General features: G+C 66.1%; 16 protein-coding genes and 1 tRNA gene. 11 read left to right on the top strand and 6 right to left on the bottom strand.

Annotation, left to right across the window (positions count from 1 at the left end; all coding sequences use genetic code 11):
- A partial coding sequence (locus JSE7799_RS09900; RefSeq protein ID WP_503089883.1) for a transposase family protein occupies positions 1-665 on the bottom strand: 665 nt, incomplete at its 3' end.
- A 617-nt stretch (positions 666-1,282) separates the two neighbouring features.
- On the opposite strand from JSE7799_RS09900, the gene JSE7799_RS09895 reads away from it, so the two are divergent.
- The 5 genes from JSE7799_RS09895 to JSE7799_RS09875 all read left to right on the top strand — a co-directional run bounded on the left by JSE7799_RS09895 (position 1,283) and on the right by JSE7799_RS09875 (position 5,709).
- Positions 1,283-1,513, top strand: a complete 231-nt coding sequence (locus JSE7799_RS09895) for a winged helix-turn-helix domain-containing protein (RefSeq protein ID WP_306455411.1) — start codon at positions 1,283-1,285, stop codon at positions 1,511-1,513.
- A 70-nt stretch (positions 1,514-1,583) separates the two neighbouring features.
- Positions 1,584-2,369, top strand: a complete 786-nt coding sequence (gene modA / locus JSE7799_RS09890) for a molybdate ABC transporter substrate-binding protein (protein WP_370736650.1) — start codon at positions 1,584-1,586, stop codon at positions 2,367-2,369.
- Between the two features lie 10 nt (positions 2,370-2,379).
- A complete protein-coding gene (gene modB, locus JSE7799_RS09885; protein ID WP_055663465.1) occupies positions 2,380-3,078 on the top strand; it encodes a molybdate ABC transporter permease subunit in 699 nt (232 codons plus the stop codon).
- Positions 3,071-4,159, top strand: a complete 1,089-nt coding sequence (gene modC / locus JSE7799_RS09880; protein ID WP_055663472.1) for a molybdenum ABC transporter ATP-binding protein — start codon at positions 3,071-3,073, stop codon at positions 4,157-4,159. The genes modB and modC overlap by 8 nt, the downstream gene beginning before the upstream one ends.
- Positions 4,160-4,398: 239 nt before the next feature.
- On the top strand, positions 4,399-5,709 hold the full coding sequence (locus JSE7799_RS09875; RefSeq protein WP_055663464.1) for a PQQ-dependent sugar dehydrogenase: 1,311 nt from the start codon (positions 4,399-4,401) through the stop codon (positions 5,707-5,709).
- A 235-nt stretch (positions 5,710-5,944) separates the two neighbouring features.
- Here JSE7799_RS09875 and JSE7799_RS09870 read toward each other — a convergent pair whose 3' ends face one another.
- Together JSE7799_RS09870 and JSE7799_RS09865 are read right to left on the bottom strand one after the other, a co-directional pair.
- Positions 5,945-6,379 carry a c-type cytochrome gene (locus JSE7799_RS09870; protein WP_370736651.1) on the bottom strand — a complete coding sequence of 145 codons (435 nt, stop codon included), beginning with the start codon at positions 6,377-6,379 and terminating at the stop codon, positions 5,945-5,947.
- A gap of 11 nt (positions 6,380-6,390) precedes the next feature.
- Positions 6,391-8,850, bottom strand: a complete 2,460-nt coding sequence (locus tag JSE7799_RS09865; protein WP_055663463.1) for a heavy metal translocating P-type ATPase — start codon at positions 8,848-8,850, stop codon at positions 6,391-6,393.
- Between the two features lie 136 nt (positions 8,851-8,986).
- On the opposite strand from JSE7799_RS09865, the gene cueR reads away from it, so the two are divergent.
- Both cueR and JSE7799_RS09855 read left to right on the top strand, forming a co-directional pair.
- Positions 8,987-9,379: a Cu(I)-responsive transcriptional regulator gene (gene cueR, locus JSE7799_RS09860; protein WP_055663462.1), complete on the top strand. Its 393-nt coding sequence runs from the start codon at positions 8,987-8,989 to the stop codon at positions 9,377-9,379.
- Positions 9,380-10,020: 641 nt separating this feature from the next.
- A complete protein-coding gene (locus JSE7799_RS09855) occupies positions 10,021-10,863 on the top strand; it encodes a DUF6692 family protein (RefSeq protein ID WP_055663461.1) in 843 nt (280 codons plus the stop codon).
- A 28-nt stretch (positions 10,864-10,891) separates the two neighbouring features.
- Here JSE7799_RS09855 and JSE7799_RS09850 read toward each other — a convergent pair whose 3' ends face one another.
- Together JSE7799_RS09850 and JSE7799_RS09845 are read right to left on the bottom strand one after the other, a co-directional pair.
- A complete protein-coding gene (locus tag JSE7799_RS09850; RefSeq protein ID WP_055663460.1) occupies positions 10,892-12,007 on the bottom strand; it encodes a THUMP domain-containing class I SAM-dependent RNA methyltransferase in 1,116 nt (371 codons plus the stop codon).
- Entirely contained in the window at positions 12,004-13,029 is a 1,026-nt protein-coding gene (locus JSE7799_RS09845; RefSeq protein WP_055663459.1) for a ribose-phosphate pyrophosphokinase, read from the bottom strand. The genes JSE7799_RS09850 and JSE7799_RS09845 overlap by 4 nt, the downstream gene beginning before the upstream one ends.
- A 260-nt stretch (positions 13,030-13,289) precedes the next feature.
- On the opposite strand from JSE7799_RS09845, the gene JSE7799_RS09840 reads away from it, so the two are divergent.
- The 3 genes from JSE7799_RS09840 to JSE7799_RS09830 all read left to right on the top strand — a co-directional run bounded on the left by JSE7799_RS09840 (position 13,290) and on the right by JSE7799_RS09830 (position 15,370).
- The gene (locus JSE7799_RS09840) at positions 13,290-13,880 is read left to right on the top strand and encodes a 2-hydroxychromene-2-carboxylate isomerase (RefSeq protein WP_055663458.1); all 591 of its coding nucleotides are present in this window, start codon (positions 13,290-13,292) and stop codon (positions 13,878-13,880) included.
- A 10-nt stretch (positions 13,881-13,890) separates the two neighbouring features.
- Positions 13,891-14,649, top strand: coding sequence for an alpha/beta fold hydrolase (locus JSE7799_RS09835; RefSeq protein WP_055663457.1), 759 nt, complete (start codon positions 13,891-13,893; stop codon positions 14,647-14,649).
- Between the two features lie 238 nt (positions 14,650-14,887).
- Complete coding sequence (locus JSE7799_RS09830) at positions 14,888-15,370, top strand: MmcB family DNA repair protein (RefSeq protein WP_055663456.1); 483 nt, start codon at positions 14,888-14,890, stop codon at positions 15,368-15,370.
- A 70-nt stretch (positions 15,371-15,440) separates the two neighbouring features.
- On the opposite strand, the gene JSE7799_RS09825 is transcribed toward JSE7799_RS09830, so the two are convergent.
- On the bottom strand, positions 15,441-15,626 hold the full coding sequence (locus JSE7799_RS09825; RefSeq protein ID WP_055663455.1) for a DUF6324 family protein: 186 nt from the start codon (positions 15,624-15,626) through the stop codon (positions 15,441-15,443).
- A gap of 232 nt (positions 15,627-15,858) precedes the next feature.
- Here JSE7799_RS09825 and JSE7799_RS09820 point away from each other — a divergent pair.
- Positions 15,859-15,935 (top strand) — tRNA-His (locus tag JSE7799_RS09820).
- The last annotated feature ends 35 nt before the right edge of the window (positions 15,936-15,970 follow it).

Genomic DNA, 15,970 nt, shown 5'->3' with positions numbered 1-15,970 from the left:
GGGTGATTCGCTCTGCCAGGCAGGACGGCCGTGAAGCCCCGCACACCCCTGCACCGTGACAGCAGGGAGCGCAGGTTCAGCTCGCGGCCGTTGGTACGGACTATCTGGCCCTCCTTCATGCGGATCGCGAAGGGGATCTCCTGCTCGACGAGAAAAGTGAACCATTCCTGACCGATGAACTCGCGATCCGCCAGCAGCATCCGAACGGTTGAGGCGTCGAAATACGCGAGATACCGCTTCATCAGCGCGATGCGCTGAGCGGTCGTGCTGTTGCCGGAATGCGGGAGCATGGTCCACATCAACGGGACACGGAACCTGGCCGTGATGACGGCCAACACGAGGACGTTAACGTCGGTCTTGCCGATCTTCCAGTTGGTGCGGTCAAGACACAGATGCCAAGGGCGAGGATTGCCGAGCAGCGAGATCACGATGCCCACGCTCCAATCCTCGGGCAGGCACACGTGTTGGAAGAAGCGTTGCAGACGGCGATAGGTCGATGCAACCATGGCGCGACTTGGCCGCTCGCTCGCGATATGCGTCAGGTTCACCGTTCGGGCGCTGATCATGCCAAGCAGGATCATGCAGAGCGTCTCGAGCCGTGACTTGCCCAACGGCACATGCGGAGTTAGCGTTTTCTGGAGATCGGCGAGAGCACGGATATTCAAGGGACCGTTCCTTTGGCGAGGTCGAGTCCACCAGAAGAATCTCTCTTGCCGGTCTCGGCCACCCCAAAAACGGCTGTGTCGTGTAGTCTGGGTGGTTCTGCCGCTTTATCGACGGCACAACGGAATGCCGCGCATATCCGTGCGGCGTGCGGCTGGCCTTTTGCGGTTCCTGCAGTCCCGCTCCCGTTGATGCTGTTGAAGTAAAAGGCTCACCCCTATTTCAGCACAAACGCTACAAGGGCGCGGGACGGAGATGCAGCTGAAAGGCTGAACTCAGTGAGCGTGCCTGCTCCGTCAAACTGCAGAACCAGAATCTGGTCCGCCTGCAACGGAGTGCCAAAACCGTTCGGCTTCCCTTTGGTGGCGTTGCTGCGCATGCGCCCGCCGACTTTCGCCTCTATGCGATGTGGCTCTCCTACCCGGGCGCAGCGATTGCTGGCTTGCCCGGCACCGCAACACCGGCGCAATGTGCACACATGACCGAGGGCGCAATGTGCACACATGACCGAGATCGATATTGAGCCGCAATTCCGCATTCGTATCGTGTTCGGCCCGCACGAGATGATCGGGTTAGGCAAGGCGGAACTGCTTGAGCCGCCGCAGGCCGCTTGATGGGCATGAGCTACAAGCGCGCATGGCAGTTTGTCGAGACGATGAATGCCATGTTCCAGGAGCCGCTCGTGCGCAGAATACGAGGCGGGGCAAAGGGCGGCGGAACGCAGGTTACCGAGGCGGGAGAAGTCGTGATGACCGAGTTTCGGACGCTCGAGGCGGAGGCGCGCCGCGCGGGCGAGCCGCACGTCACGTGGCTCCGGGCCATGCTGAACGATATTCCCGAACGCAAATAGCGCTTGCACGACCGGCACCACTCTGGCGATCGTCCCGACGAAACATATCGCGCATCCGGGAGGACGCCACGTGACCGAAGCGACGTTGATTTGTCGGGCGAACCGACTGTCCAGAGTCGCGATCCTTGTCGGAGCGGTCGCGGCGCCGGCCGCCGCGGACGAGATCACCGTGTTCGCCGCGGCGAGCATGGCGAATGCCATGGCGGAGATCGAAGAACGGTTTGAGGCATCGTCGGGACACGATGTCGTGGTCGCGCTGGCCGGCTCCTCGGTGCTTGCCCGGCAGATCCAGCAGGGTGCGCCTGCGGACATCTTCATCTCGGCCAATCCCGGCTGGATGGATGAGCTGGAGCAGGATGGCCTGCTCAAGCCGGGCACGCGCTTCGATCTGCTGAACAATTCGCTCGTACTTGTCGCTCCCGGGCGCGACGCGGAAGAGGTCGACATCTCGCCCGACCTGGAGCTCGCCGGGCTTCTTGGCGAAGGGCGGCTGGCCATGGCGCTTGTTGAAGCGGTTCCCGCCGGGATCTACGGCAAGGCGGCGCTCGAAAATCTCGGGCTCTGGCCGAACGTCGCGGCGCAGGTTGCGCAATCCGACAACGTGCGCGCGGCGCTGGCCTTCGTGGCCACCGGAGAGGCGCCCTTCGGTATCGTCTACGCCACCGATGCTGTCGCCGAGGATGCCGTGAGTGTCGTGGGCACCTTCCCGCCGGACAGCCACTCGCCAATCGTCTATCCGGCCGCCAACCTTGCCAACCGGGATGTGCCCGCCGAGACGGAGTTCCTCGACTATCTGCGTGGACCGGAGGCGCGTGCGGCGTTCGAACGGCATGGATTTGTGGTCGTGCCGCATTAGGGGGGACGTGATGAATTGGCTCGGCCCCGAGGAGTGGCGCGCGGTCGCGCTCTCGCTCCAAGTCTCGGTGTGGGCGACGCTGGTCAGCCTGCCTCTGGGGATCTTCGTGGCCTATGCGCTGGCGCGATGGTCGTTTCCGGGAAAGCAGCTTCTGAATGGCATCGTGCTTCTGCCGCTGATCCTGCCGCCGGTGGTGACGGGTTATCTGCTTTTGCTGGTCATGGGGACGCAAGGGCCGGTGGGAGGGCTGCTCGCCGAATTCGGCATCGTCTTCGCCTTCCGCTGGACCGGCGCGGCGCTCGCGGCTGGCATCATGGCGTTCCCGCTTATGGTACGCGCCATCCGTCTTTCGTTCGAAGCGGTCGATGCGAAGCTTGAGCAGGCCGGGGCGACGCTGGGGGCCGCGCCGACCTGGGTCTTTTTGACGGTCACGCTGCCGATGTCCTTGCCGGGCATCGTCGCGGGGGCGATTCTCGCCTTCGCAAAGGCAATGGGCGAGTTCGGCGCGACCATAACCTTCGTGTCGAACATCCCCGGCCAGACGCGCACGATCCCCTCGGCGATCTACGCCTTTCTGCAGGTGCCGGGTGGCGAGAGTTCGGCGATGAAGCTCGTCCTCGTCTCTGTCGCGGTGGCGATGGTTGCGCTTCTGCTGTCGGAGATGATCGGGCGCCGGGTTGCCGCGCGGGTCGGAGGCCGCGATGCTTGAGGTCTCGATCCGCCACGCCTATCCGGATTTCACGCTCGACGCCCGCTTCGAGGCACCGCCCGGGCTGACGGCGCTTTTTGGACGCTCCGGTTCGGGCAAGACGACCATCGTGAATGCCGTGGCGGGCCTCCTGCGTCCGGATGCGGGACGCATCGTGTCCGAAGACCGCGTGCTTCTGAATACCGACCGGGGCATCCGGCTGCCCCCGCATCGCCGGCGGCTCGGCTATATCTTCCAGGAAGGCCGGCTCTTTCCCCACCTGACCGTCCGGCAAAACCTGCATTACGGGGCATGGTTCGCGTCGAGGCGGACCCCGCGCGAGGATGCGGGGAAGGTTGTGGAGCTTCTTGGCATCGGCCATCTCCTCGACCGCCGCTCGGGCGGCCTTTCGGGCGGGGAGAAGCAGCGGGTCGCCATCGGCCGCGCGCTCCTGTCGGCGCCGCGCCTGATCCTTGCGGACGAACCGCTCGCGGCCCTCGACGAAGCCCGGAAGTCGGAGATCCTTCCCTATTTCGAGCGTCTGAGGGACGAGGTCGCCGTGCCCATCCTCTATGTCAGCCATTCGGCGTCCGAGGTCGCCCGGCTCGCGACGACGGTCGTGGCGATGGAGGCGGGCCGGATCATCCGGCGCGGATCGGCGGCCGAGGTGCTGAGCGATCCCGCCATTTTGCCCGCGGGCGCGCGAGAGGCGGGCTCTGTCCTGACCGCGACCGTGGTGGCCCATCATGCCGACGGGCTGACCGAACTCGATGCCGGCGGCGTGCGGCTGTTTCTGCCGCGTGTGGAACAGCCCGTGGGCCGCAAGCTGAGGGTGCGTATCGCGGCGCACGATGTGATCCTGTCGCGGCTTCAGCCCGAGGGGCTCTCCGCGCTGAACATCCTGCCTGGGGTCGTCGAGGACGTGCGGCAGGGACAGGGGCCCGGGGTGCTCGTGGCGCTTGCGACGCCCGCCGGCCGCCTTCTCGTGCGGATCACCCGCCGCTCCGCCGCACAGCTCGAGATCGGTGTGGGGCAACGGGCCTACGGCGTCGTCAAGACGGTGGCCGTGGCGCCGACGGATATCGGGGTGACGGGCTCTTGATCCCGGCGAGGAGGCAGGCCATCCGCTGGGTCGGAGCGACTTCGGCGCCGGATTGCGAACACGGTGCGCACGGGCGGGCGCTTTCAGCGTGCCCTCGGGTTCGGTGCGGGAGCTGCCACCTCCGTCGGGGGCGCTCCGTTTACGACTATTGAGATAGTCGGAAATCCCGTTAGGCTGATGTTCACCTGCGCCGTTCGGAGGAGAGCGGCCGGGCCCAGTTATTCCAAGGGAGGAACAGCATGTCCTACAGAACACTCGGCCGATCCGAGTTGTCGCTCATCGCACTCGTCGCCGCTTCCGCGGCGCTTGTTTCGCCGGCCTCCGCGCAGACCGGAATGAATACCAGCAGCCTTCAACACAGCGTGGTGCTGGAAGATCTGGAGAACCCGTGGGACATGGCGTTCCTCGAAGACGGAACGATGTTCTTCACCGAGAAGTGCCAAGGCCTGTCGGTTCGGATGCCGTCGGGCGACGTCAACGCCCTGCTGGGAATGGACGTCACCGCGGGAGAGGGCGTGCGTCAGCCCTACGCCTCGACCGCGGAAGATCTGTTCTGCGAGGGGCAGGCCGGCATGATGGGCGTCGCGATCGATCCCGACTTCGACGAGAACCGCAGGATTTACGTCTACGCGACCTCGGAAATGTCCGACCCGCCAACGAACCGGCTGATGCGGTTCACTGTGAACGAGGATTTCACCGACGTGGCGGATCGGACCGATATCGTCGACGATGTTCCATACAAGGTCGAGGGAACCGACCACCCGTTCGGCGGCCCGGGCGCGCATAACGGCGGTCGTGTCCGGTTCAATCCGGGCGACGGGTATCTCTACCTGACGACGGGCGATAACCACAATCCGGAGATCCCGCAAAGCCCGACGATAATGGGCAGCAAAGTGCTGCGCATCGACACCGACGGCAATGCCGCACCCGAAAACAACCCGCCCGAAGGTTTCGACAAGCGAACCTATACCTACGGGCATCGCAACGTGCAGGGCATCGCCTTCCACCCGGAAACCAACACGCCGATCATCGCCGAGCACGGTCCTTGGCACTCCGACGAGATCACGGTTCTCGTCAACGGCGGCAATGGCGGCTGGGATCCGCGGTCCAACATGGCCGGGCGCGGCGATTGTCCCGATGATTACTGCGGGTACATGCCCAACCAGATGGAAGGCATGAACCGATTCGAGCGCGCGGCCTTCATGCCGATGACCGACTTCGAAACCTATCCCGACGCGATGCCGCCGATCTGGAACAACAACGGCTGGTCGCAGGGCACGGACGCCGCGGAGTTCCTGACCGGCGAGCAATGGGGCGACTGGGACGGCAGTCTCGTGGTCGGGCTTCTCGGCATCGGGTTCGGCGGCACGCCGATCGGACAGCGCATCGACGTGATCGAGCTGGACGAGGACGGCACGGCGGTCATCGACGTCACCGAGATGACCCTGCCGATGGAAGCGGGCCGCTTCCGCTCGCTCGTTCTGGGACCTGACGGCAGTCTCTATGCCGCAATAGATGAGGGCATGATCCACAAGCTCACGCCGAACTGACCTAGAGCCCGCCGCGCCGTCCCCTGACGGCGCGGCCGTGCACGGACGTCCTCGCGCTTCGCGGGGCTGCGGTGTCCCGTCCCGCATTCTCTGCGGTCGAGGCGGCTCCGTACGAGGCCCGCCTGTCGCGCATTTGTCGTAAATCGCAGGCGCCGGGGATGCCGGCTGAAACTCCATTCTCCCCCGAAATTGGCGGCTCCGGACGCTGCCGTGCCTTCGGGGGCCGAGGATGAGTTCACTGCGAACGGCTGATTTCCGCCTGATAGGTTTGTGCGCGCTGGGGCCAAGTCGACTTGATGAAATCGAGCACCGCACGGATCTCGTCGTCGCTCATGATGTCGCCGAAGCCGGGCATGTCGCTTTCGTAGCCGTCGCCGATGACAGCCGCGCTGCCGTCATGGACGATGCGGAACAGAACGTCGTCGGGATGGTGCCAGGTATGTCCGGTCGCATCGTGGGGCGGGGCGGGCAGGCGGCCGGAAGGGTCGGCGACGCGCCAGTTCGGCTGCCCTTCGAGGTTCGCACCATGGCAGGCCGCGCAATTCTCGGCATAGAGCTCCTCTCCCAAGGCGATCCGCGCGGCGGGAGGTGCGGCGACCTCTCCGCCTCCGCGCGCGGACCAAAGGCCCGCAGCGGCGGCGATGGCGGCGAGGACGGCGAGCGAAGGAATCACGATGCGCTTCACAATCGTGCCCCGCGCAGCGTCAGCGCGTTCCCGATAACCGACACGGAGGAGAGGCTCATCGCCGCGGCCGCCACGATCGGCGACAGGAGCAGGCCGAAGAACGGGTAAAGCAGCCCTGCGGCCAGCGGCACACCCGCGGCATTGTAGACGAAGGCGAAGAACAGGTTCTGGCGGATGTTCCGCATCGTCGCCTGCGCCAGACGACGGGCGCGGACGATGCCGCCGAGATCGCCTTTCACCAGCGTGATGCCCGCGCTTTCCACCGCGACGTCCGCGCCCGTGCCCATGGCGATGCCGACATCGGCCTTGGCCAGCGCCGGCGCGTCGTTGACCCCGTCACCCGCCATCGCGACCGAGAGCCCCTCCGCATGCAGCCGTTCAACGAGCGCGTGCTTGTCCTCCGGGCTGACCTCCGAATGGACTTCGTCGATGTCGAGTTGCCGCGCGACGGCTTCGGCGGTGGGGCCGGCATCGCCCGTCGCCATGATGATGCGCAGCCCGGCTTCGTGCAGGGCCCGGATCGCGGCGGGCGTCGTCTCCTTCACCCGGTCAGCCACCGCGACGAGCCCGGCGATCCGGCCGTCCACGGCGACGAACATCGCCGTCTTCCCCTTGGTCTGAAGTTCTGTCGCGCGGGCGGCGAGCGGGCCGGTCTCGACCGCCAGGTCCGCCATCAGGGCCGCGTTGCCCAAAGCCACGTGCCGGTCGCCCACGCGGCCGCGGACTCCCTTGCCCGTCACGGCCTCGAACTCCGTGCTGTCGCTGCGATCCGCGCCGCGTTCTTCGGCCCCAGAGACAATCGCCTCGGCGAGCGGATGCTCCGACCCGCGCTCCAGCGCCGCGACGAGCGTCAGGAACTCCGCTTCGGGCAGGTCGACCGCCTCGACATCCGTCAACGTCGGCTTTCCTTCGGTTAGCGTGCCGGTCTTGTCGACGATCAGCACGTCCACCTTGGCAAACCGTTCGAGCGCTTCGGCATCGCGGATCAGCACGCCCGCATTCGCACCGCGCCCCGTAGCGACCATGACCGACATCGGCGTCGCGAGGCCGAGCGCGCAGGGGCACGCGATGATCAGCACGCTGACCGCGGTCACGAAGGCATAGGAGAGGGCAGGGGGCGGCCCGATGAGCGACCATGCAAGAAAGGCGATCACGGCCACGGCCACGACGGCGGGCACGAAATATCCGGCCACCCGGTCGGCCACGGCTTGGATCGGGGCGCGCGACCGCTGCGCCTTGGCCACCATTCCAACGATCCGGCTGAGGGTGGTGTCGGCGCCAACGGCCTCGGCCCGCATCAGGAAGCTGCCGGACTTGTTCATCGTGCCGCCGGTCACGACGTCGCCCTCGGTCTTCTCGACGGGAACGGGTTCGCCGGTGATCATGCTCTCGTTCACGGCGGAACGTCCCTCGGTCACGGTGCCGTCGACCGGGATGCTCTCGCCGGGGCGGACCCGCAGGATGTCGCCCGTCTGCAGATCGGCGAGCGGCACGTCCTCGTCGCCGGCCTCCGTCACCCGGCGCGCGGTCTTCGGGGCCAGGTCCATTAATGCGCGGATCGCATCGCCGGTGCGTTCCCGGGCGGCAAGCTCCATCACCTGCCCGAGGAGAACCAGCACGAGGATCACCGCCGCCGCCTCGAAGTAGACCGGATAGGATTCCATCCCCGACCGCATCGCCGGCGGGAAGATGTCCGGTGCCAGAAGCGCGACGATCGAGAACAGGTAGGCCGCGCCGGTGCCCAGCGCGATCAGGGTCCACATATTTGGGCTTCGATTGACGACCGACGCCCAGCCGCGCTTGAAGAACGGTCGGCAGATCCAGATCACGGGCGTGGCGAGCGCGAATTGGATCCAGCCGAATGCCCGGTGGCCGGTCCAGTCCGCGAAGGGCAGGCCGATATGAACCCCCATCTCGAGGATGAAGATGGCGAGCGCCAGCGGCGCCGTGATCCACAAACGGCGCTTGAAGTCGATGAATTCGGGATTCGGCTCGTGATCCAGCGACGGTGTCATCGGCTCCAGCGCCATGCCGCATTTTGGGCAGTCACCGGGATGGTCCTGCACGATCTCGGGGTGCATCGGGCAGGTATATTCCGTGCCTGCGGGCATGGGGTCCGGCGCGGGACGGTCGGCGAGATATCGTTCGGGTTCGGCCTCGAACTTCGACAGGCATCTGGCGGAGCAGAAGTAGAACCGCTCGCCGGCATGGCTGGCGACGTGATCGGCGGCCGCGCGTGCTACATCCATGCCGCAGACGGGATCCGTCGCGGTCCGGTACCCTTCGGGATCGGCCTCGAACTTCCTTCGGCAGCTTTCGGAGCAGAAGTGATAGACGTGCCCGTCATGCGCCGCCGTGGGTTTGTCCGCACCCAGGTTCACGAGCATCGCACAGACGGGGTCGCGCGTGACGGCCTCCTTGCCTTCGACGGGTGGCGTGGCGTCATGAGCCGACATGGCTGTTTCTCCCTCGGACGTGGCGGACTGATCGGGGATATGGGTGTTCCAGCCACTAGAAGGTCAAGGCAAGAAATGACAAGTTGATGCGATGGGTGACGAAGGTCCCATTCTGCACGCGATCGGAGGACGAGGAATGAACATCGGCGACGTGGCCCGCGAGACGGGCCTCCCGGCGAAGACGATCCGTTACTACGAGGATATCGGCCTCGTGGCCCCGGCACGTGGGGCGAACGGCTATCGGGCCTTTGGCGACATGGATCTTCAGAAGCTGAAATTTGTGGCGCGTGCGCGGTCGCTCGGGTTTTCGATCGAGGATTGCCGCATGCTGCTGTCGCTTTACGAGGACCGGACGCGGGCGAGTGGCGAGGTGAAGGCTCTGGCGCGCGACACGCTGGCGCGGATTGAGCGCAAGATTGCGGAGCTCGAACAGATGCGGGGGGCGCTTTCCGCTTTGGTGGAACGCTGTCACGGGGACGACCGCCCGGATTGCCCCATCCTCGAGGATCTCGCGGAGATCGCACGTTGAGGTTGGCCGCCAGCGGGACCTGCGATGCGTTACCTGCAGTGGGGAATGTTTTCGCGGTCTGAAACCGCGCCGACGCATCGACCGCGTAGCTGGAACCAATCAGTGTCATCAGCATGGCTTCCTTTGAGAGCAGATTGGCCGGCATTGATCGTGGGCGCGTGTTTGAACATTGCATCCCAGATGCTCTCGCGTCTGGTTCGCGGCAGACGGCGCGCGCCCAGCGTGGTAGAGGTGTCGCCGCCATGTCCGGCTGCGCCCGAGAGCATGGCGGCCAAGCTTTGCGATATTGGCGCAGAAGAGATGGGTGTCGGCGTTCAACGGCGCCTTTGAAGTAGCAGGTCGCACTCTCGCATAATGCGACACGGCAAGCCCTTCGACTGCGCAACGACAGGATCAGGGCTCATGCCATCCACCTTTACGAGCTGCATTTTCGGCAACCGCGCGCAGAGGATGGTGCCGCTGTGCTTCTGTGACGCCCGGTTTCGTTATGGCCAAGCGAGCCGGAGAAGGGTGCGGCGCTGCCACATGGCGGATCGTGCAGTAGGCAGGGTGACAACGAGCATCCGCGCTGCCTGACGGAACCTTCCAGCACCAGAAGCCCGTTGTCCTGATGATGTTTCGTAAAAAGCGGGAGCGCACCGATGTCCTATGTCCGGTTCGGGCTGATGATCCTCACCTCGACGGTGGTGATGTTCATCCTGATGTATCTCAACACCTACGCTTGGGAGCATCTCTTCTTTTCAGAGACGCGGACCTACATGGCGATCATGATGGGCGCGACCATGGCGGTGATCATGCTGTCGTACATGCTCGGGATGTATTCCAACAAGAAGATCAACATCGCGATCTTCGCGGGCTCCGTCGTCGTCTTCGCACTGATGCTCTGGCTGGTGCGCAGCCAGGTCACCGTCGGCGGCCCGAATTACATGCGGGCGATGATCCCGCACCACTCGATCGCGGTCATGACGTCCGAACGTGCGCAGATCGAGGATGCACGGGTGCGAAAGCTTGCCGATGACATCATCGCGGCCCAGCGGCGCGAGATCGCGGAGATGCGATACCTCATCGCCGACATCGCCGACGGGAACGTCGTTCGCGACATCTACGAGAATCCCCCGGCCGAGGTCGGCACCATCGACGACGCGATTGCGCGCGCGCAGATCGCCTCTCTCGATCCCTCGCCTGTCTCGGCTGCGGATGCTTCGGGGGTGCTCGATGTCGGGGGGTGCCGGTTCAACCGTTCGCCGGAAGCGGATCCGATCCTGTGGACATCGGCCGATGGCGCCGCGGGGGTCATGAAGATCAACGGCGTGATCGTGCCCCTCGAGGGCGACGGGGCCACCTATGCGACCGACGGCGCGGTGGTGGCCGTCCGCGAACTCGGCGAGGAGGCGAACTGGCGCTCCGACGCCGAGCTGGTTTTCCAGATGGAGCGGGGGCTCACCATCGGGTACCGCGGATTCTGGTCATGCGAAGCGGCGTGATCACGCGCGTCTGGAGGCGTGGCGGCGGTCAGCCTCGGGGCAACGGCCCAGTCTGCCAAAGCCGCACCTTCAGCCCCCCATGCGGGATCGGCGGGCCGGGCTGGGCGAAGGGCAGACCGGTTGCGCCGATGAGATTCGCCTCGGTCGCCACAATCCCGACGCGCCACCCTGTGAACCTGTCGCGCAGCGCGTCGCCGAGCGCCTTGTAGAGGGGATAAAGCTTCTGACGATCCCCGATCCGGGTGCCGTAAGGCGGGTTGCAGATCACCAGACCCGGTGCGCCATCGGGCGGGACGATTTCGCTTATGGCCCGTTTCTGGAACCGCACCATCGGGGCCACGCCGGCCCGCTCCGCATTCGCCTGTGCCGCCGCGAAGGCGCCGGCATTGCGGTCGGAGCCGTGGAAGACGAGCGGGGGCAGGGTGGCGGGCGGAGCCTCACGCTCCCGCGCCCAAGCCCCGGCGTCATGCGTCGCCAGCCGCTCAAAGGCAAAGGACCGCGCCCGGCCCGGCAGCAGCCCCGCGGCCATGCACGCCGCCTCCAGAACGAAGGTCCCGGAGCCGCACATCGGGTCAAGAACGGGTTCGTCTCCCGAAAATTCGCATTGCATCAGGAACTGAGCCGCCATCGTCTCCCGCATCGGGGCCTTGCCGACGGCTTCCTTGAACCCGCGCTTGTGCAGCGGCTCGCCGGACGTGTCGATGCTGAGCACTACGAGATTGTCGTCGATCCGGACGCGAACGCTGACGCCACCCGAGCCGATCGGTGCGCCCAACTCCTCGGCGATCGCGGTCTCGATGCGCTGCTGCGCGGCACCGGCGTGATAGATCTTTGACTTGCGATTGGTCGCCACCTCGACGGCGACCGGCACGTCCGGACGCAGCACATCGCCCCACGGGAACTTCCGCGCCCGCTTGTCGAGTTGAGCCAGATGGAATGCACGGAAGGCGCCGATCCGCGCGAGAACGCGGCCCGCGCCGCGCAAGACTAGGTTGGCGCGCCGCACCTCCGGCCAGCCGCCCGAAAGCGTCACGCCGCCCGGCACCTCGGTCACGTCGTCGAACCCGGCATCGCGCGTCTCGGAGGCGAGGACGGGCTCGAGGCCCGGCGGGCAGGCGAGAAAGATCTCGAACGGTGCGCTCACTCGAAGGCGAGGCCGGGATAGAGCGGCTCGTAGATCGGCTCCAGCGTAGCGGTATCGAAGAGCGACGAGACCGAGGTGCCGTTCCAGATGTTCAGGATCGCCTGGGTAAGCATCGGCGCGATCGGCACAATGCGGATGTTCTCGCAGGCTTTGACCTCGGCGGTCGGCTGGATCGAGTCGGTGATCACGAGGCTCTTGAGTTTCGACTTCGTGATCCTGTCGCAGGCCGGCCCCGACAGGACGCCGTGGGTGATGTAGGCATGCACCTCGGTCGCGCCCGCATCCATCAGCACCTCTGCCGCCTTGCACAGCGTCCCCGCCGTGTCGCAGATGTCGTCGACGATGATCACCTTCTTGCCGGTGACCTCGCCGATCACGGTCATCTCGCTGACCTCGCCGGCCTTTTCGCGGCGCTTGTCCACGATCGACAGGGGGGCGCTGATCCGCTGCGCCAGTTCGCGCGCGCGGGCCACGCCGCCCACGTCCGGCGAGACGATGGCCACCTCGTCCATCGCGCCCTTGAAGTTGTGCAGGATGTCGAGTGCGAAGACCGGCGAGGCGTAGAGGTTGTCGACGGGAATGTCGAAGAACCCCTGGATCTGCGCGGCGTGCAGATCCATCGTAAGAACCCGCTCGATGCCGGCGCTGACCATCATGTTGGCGACCAGCTTAGAGGAAATCGGCGTTCGCGCCTTGGTGCGGCGATCCTGTCGGGCATAGCCGAAATAGGGAATGACGGCGGTGATGCGCGCGGCCGACGAACGGCGCAGCGCATCTGCGATGATCAGAAGCTCCATCAGGTTATCGTTGGCCGGGTTCGACGTCGACTGGACGATGAACATGTCCTCGCCGCGCACGTTCTCGTAGACCTCGACGAAGATCTCCTGATCGTTGAACCGCTCCACCCGCGCATCCACCAGACCGATCTGCATGCCGCGGTGCATCGACATGCGCCTGCCGATGGCCTGGGCGAGTTGTCGGTTCGCGTTTCCGGCGATGAGCTTGGGTTCGGGGCTGGGCATGGGCGGTCCTTCGCTGCGGGGCGTCCGAATCGCGGCCCCTGGAGGTCGCGTCCCGCGTATCACCCGGAGGCGGGAGGGCAAAGCGCGCCGTGCCGTCTGCAGCCCGAACCGTGCCCGATCCGCCATGGCTCGGGGCCTGCTTGTTCCGCCACCAGTCCCGAGCGGATCTTGCGGCTCGTCAACGCAGGTATCGCGGCTCGACCGATTGCTGCCCGTGATCCGGCGTCCTACGTTTCGCGGCGCGCACAGGGAGACATGCCATGCAGATCGACTACTACCTCGCGACCATCTCGCCCTACACCTACCTTTGCGGAACGCGCCCGGCGGAAATCGCGGCCAAGCACGGGGCAACGCTGAACTACTATCCGCTCGACGTCATGGCGCTGTTCGCGCGAACGGGGGGGACGCCGCCGAAGGAGCGTCACGAGAGCCGGAAGGAATACCGCCTGCAGGAGCTGCGGCGTCAGGCCGCGAAGGCCGATATGCCGATCAACCTGCATCCGGCGCATTGGCCGACCAATCCTGCTCCCTCCTCCTATGCGCTGATCGCCGCAATCACGGATGGATCGGGCGATGTGGCGGAACTGGTCGCGGGCCTCACCCGCGCCTGCTGGGCCGAAGAGCGCGACATTGCCGAGGACGAAATCATTGCCGATTGCCTGGAGGCGGCCGGCTTCGATCGCGGCCTCGTCAATCGCGGCATGATGGAGGGGGCGGAGCAATATGCCCGCAACCTGGAGCGAGCCGTCGCGGCGGGGGCTTTCGGCGTGCCGTTCTTCGTTGTGGGCGAGGAGCGGTTCTGGGGGCAGGACCGGCTGGCGGATCTCGACGCGCATCTGGCGTCGCTCTGAGATCCGGCGAATGCAGAACGTCCTTGCGCTGCACTGCATGCTGGCCTCGGGGGCGGCGTGGCGCAGGGTCGCGGCGGCGTGTGGCGGGTGCTGGTACGCGCCGGACCTGCCCGGTCATGGAGCCGCGCCGCCCTGGAAGGGCAGCGCATACATGGCCGACGCGCTGGCCGTTGCCGCCGCACGGGCGCCCGAAGGCCGGTTCGACCTTATCGGCCACAGCTATGGCGGCTGCCTTGCGTTGCGCATGCTCGTCGAGATGCCCGCCCGGATCCGCAGCCTCGTCCTCGTCGAGCCGGTGATGTTCGCCGCAGGAGAGCCGGACGTCTTGGCCGACCATTTTGCGCAATTGGCTCCATACGGGACCGCGCTTCGGGCTGGCGACGGAGAGGCGGCGGCGCGCGTCTTCACCGGCCTATGGGGCGACGGGCGCTCTTGGGAGGAGCTGAAGCCCGCACAACGCGCCTACATCGCCGCGCGCATTGCCCTCGTCGCGGCGAGCGAGCCGGGCATCGCCGAGGACGCGCATGGCATCTTGTCGCGACTACCTGCCGTACCGCCGCCGACACTTCTGGTGACGCGGCGCGATCCGCCGGAGATCGTCAAAACCGTCGCCGACGGTCTTGCCGCGCGGCTTCGGGGGGCGGTGCGCGGGACGGCAGGACAAGGTCACATGATCCCGATGCAGGCACCGGCCGAACTTGCGGCGCGGATCGGGGTGTTCTGGAACGAAATGGACCCGGCCCATCAAGGACCGGGTCCGGTGCGGTGAACCGCGGCAACCGTCGGGCAATCATTCCCGAGGACCTGTATGTACAGGTGGGCGCCGGGTAACGTGACCAAGGCCACATCAGAGCCAGCTCCCTCGGAATTGCTTAAGGCCACCGGAATTTTGCCGTTGTGACAAGAAGCGCAGAAGCACCGCATCCCCCATTTAGGAGCCCCGGCGCCGGGGGACAAGGGATGCCGCGCTCTGGACATTCGTTCACCTTTCATTCACATGGCGCCCCATGCCCAACGACCTCGGTTCCGACCCGTCCTGCCTGTCCACGCCCGCCCCGCTGCAGCCGGGTCAACTGCTCGCGCGCGGCGTGTGCCGGCACCTGCGGGACCACGATTTCTCTTGTCTGGAGGAGTTTTCGCCCGAACGCGGCAAGCGGCTCGACGTGATGGCGCTCGGGCCCAAGGGCGAGTTCTGGACCGTGGAATGCAAGTCGAGCCGGGCCGACTTCACCTCCGATGTGAAGTGGCAGGGATATCTCGAGTGGTGCGACCGGTATTTCTGGGCGGTGGGGCCGGACTTTCCAGTCGATCTCTTGCCGCCGGAGACGGGGTTGATCCTCGCCGACGGCTTTGGCGCCGAAATCGTGCGGATGCCCGAGGCGACCGCATTGGCGGGCGCACGGCGCAAGGCGCTGACGCTCCGCTTCGCGCGCTGTGCCGCGACACGGATGCAATGGGCGCGCGATCCGATGCTGGCCGGGGGCGGCTGAGGGCGCGGCGTCCGGCGTCAGGCGTTTTTCGAAAGGGTCGGGGAGCGTGGTGCCGTTTGCGGAGCCGGGTCTATTTTCGTTCCGACGCGATGGCGGCCGCGGCCCGGATTTCCTCGGCGATTTCCAAGGCGTCCTCGGGTTCGAAATCCATCGGAATCTCGATGTCCCCACTCTCCACGAACAGCCGCACCATGCCGCGGTCGGTCGGCGCGATCTGGAGGTTGGCCTCCACGTCGGATTCGTCGTTGATACCCATGGCGCGGCTCTAGACGCGAGGCGGGCCCCGGCGCAAGTGCGATGCCGTCGGTGACATCGACATTTGCCGCCGCGACCCGCATCGATGCGGCGGGACAGCCGTGCGTCGATGTCCAGGCCGCGCCCGGTTTTGCGGCCGGGGTCAATGCGACCCTGAAAATGTGCGCCGAACCCGCTTCCGACGGTTTCGCACCCTTGCGTTGGCCGCATGCGGGCGCTAAGTCGACCCCCGTGCCGGCGTAGCTCAGTTGGTTAGAGCGCCTGATTGTGGATCAGGAGGTCCCCCGTTCAAGCCGGGGCGCTGGTACCATTCCCCTCGATTTTCCGCCCTCTCGGGTGCCGATT

It is taken from the genome of Jannaschia seosinensis, assembly GCF_001408515.1.
In the GTDB taxonomy this organism is placed as follows: domain Bacteria; phylum Pseudomonadota; class Alphaproteobacteria; order Rhodobacterales; family Rhodobacteraceae; genus Jannaschia; species Jannaschia seosinensis.
This window is presented reverse-complemented; position numbering and strand designations above follow the sequence as displayed.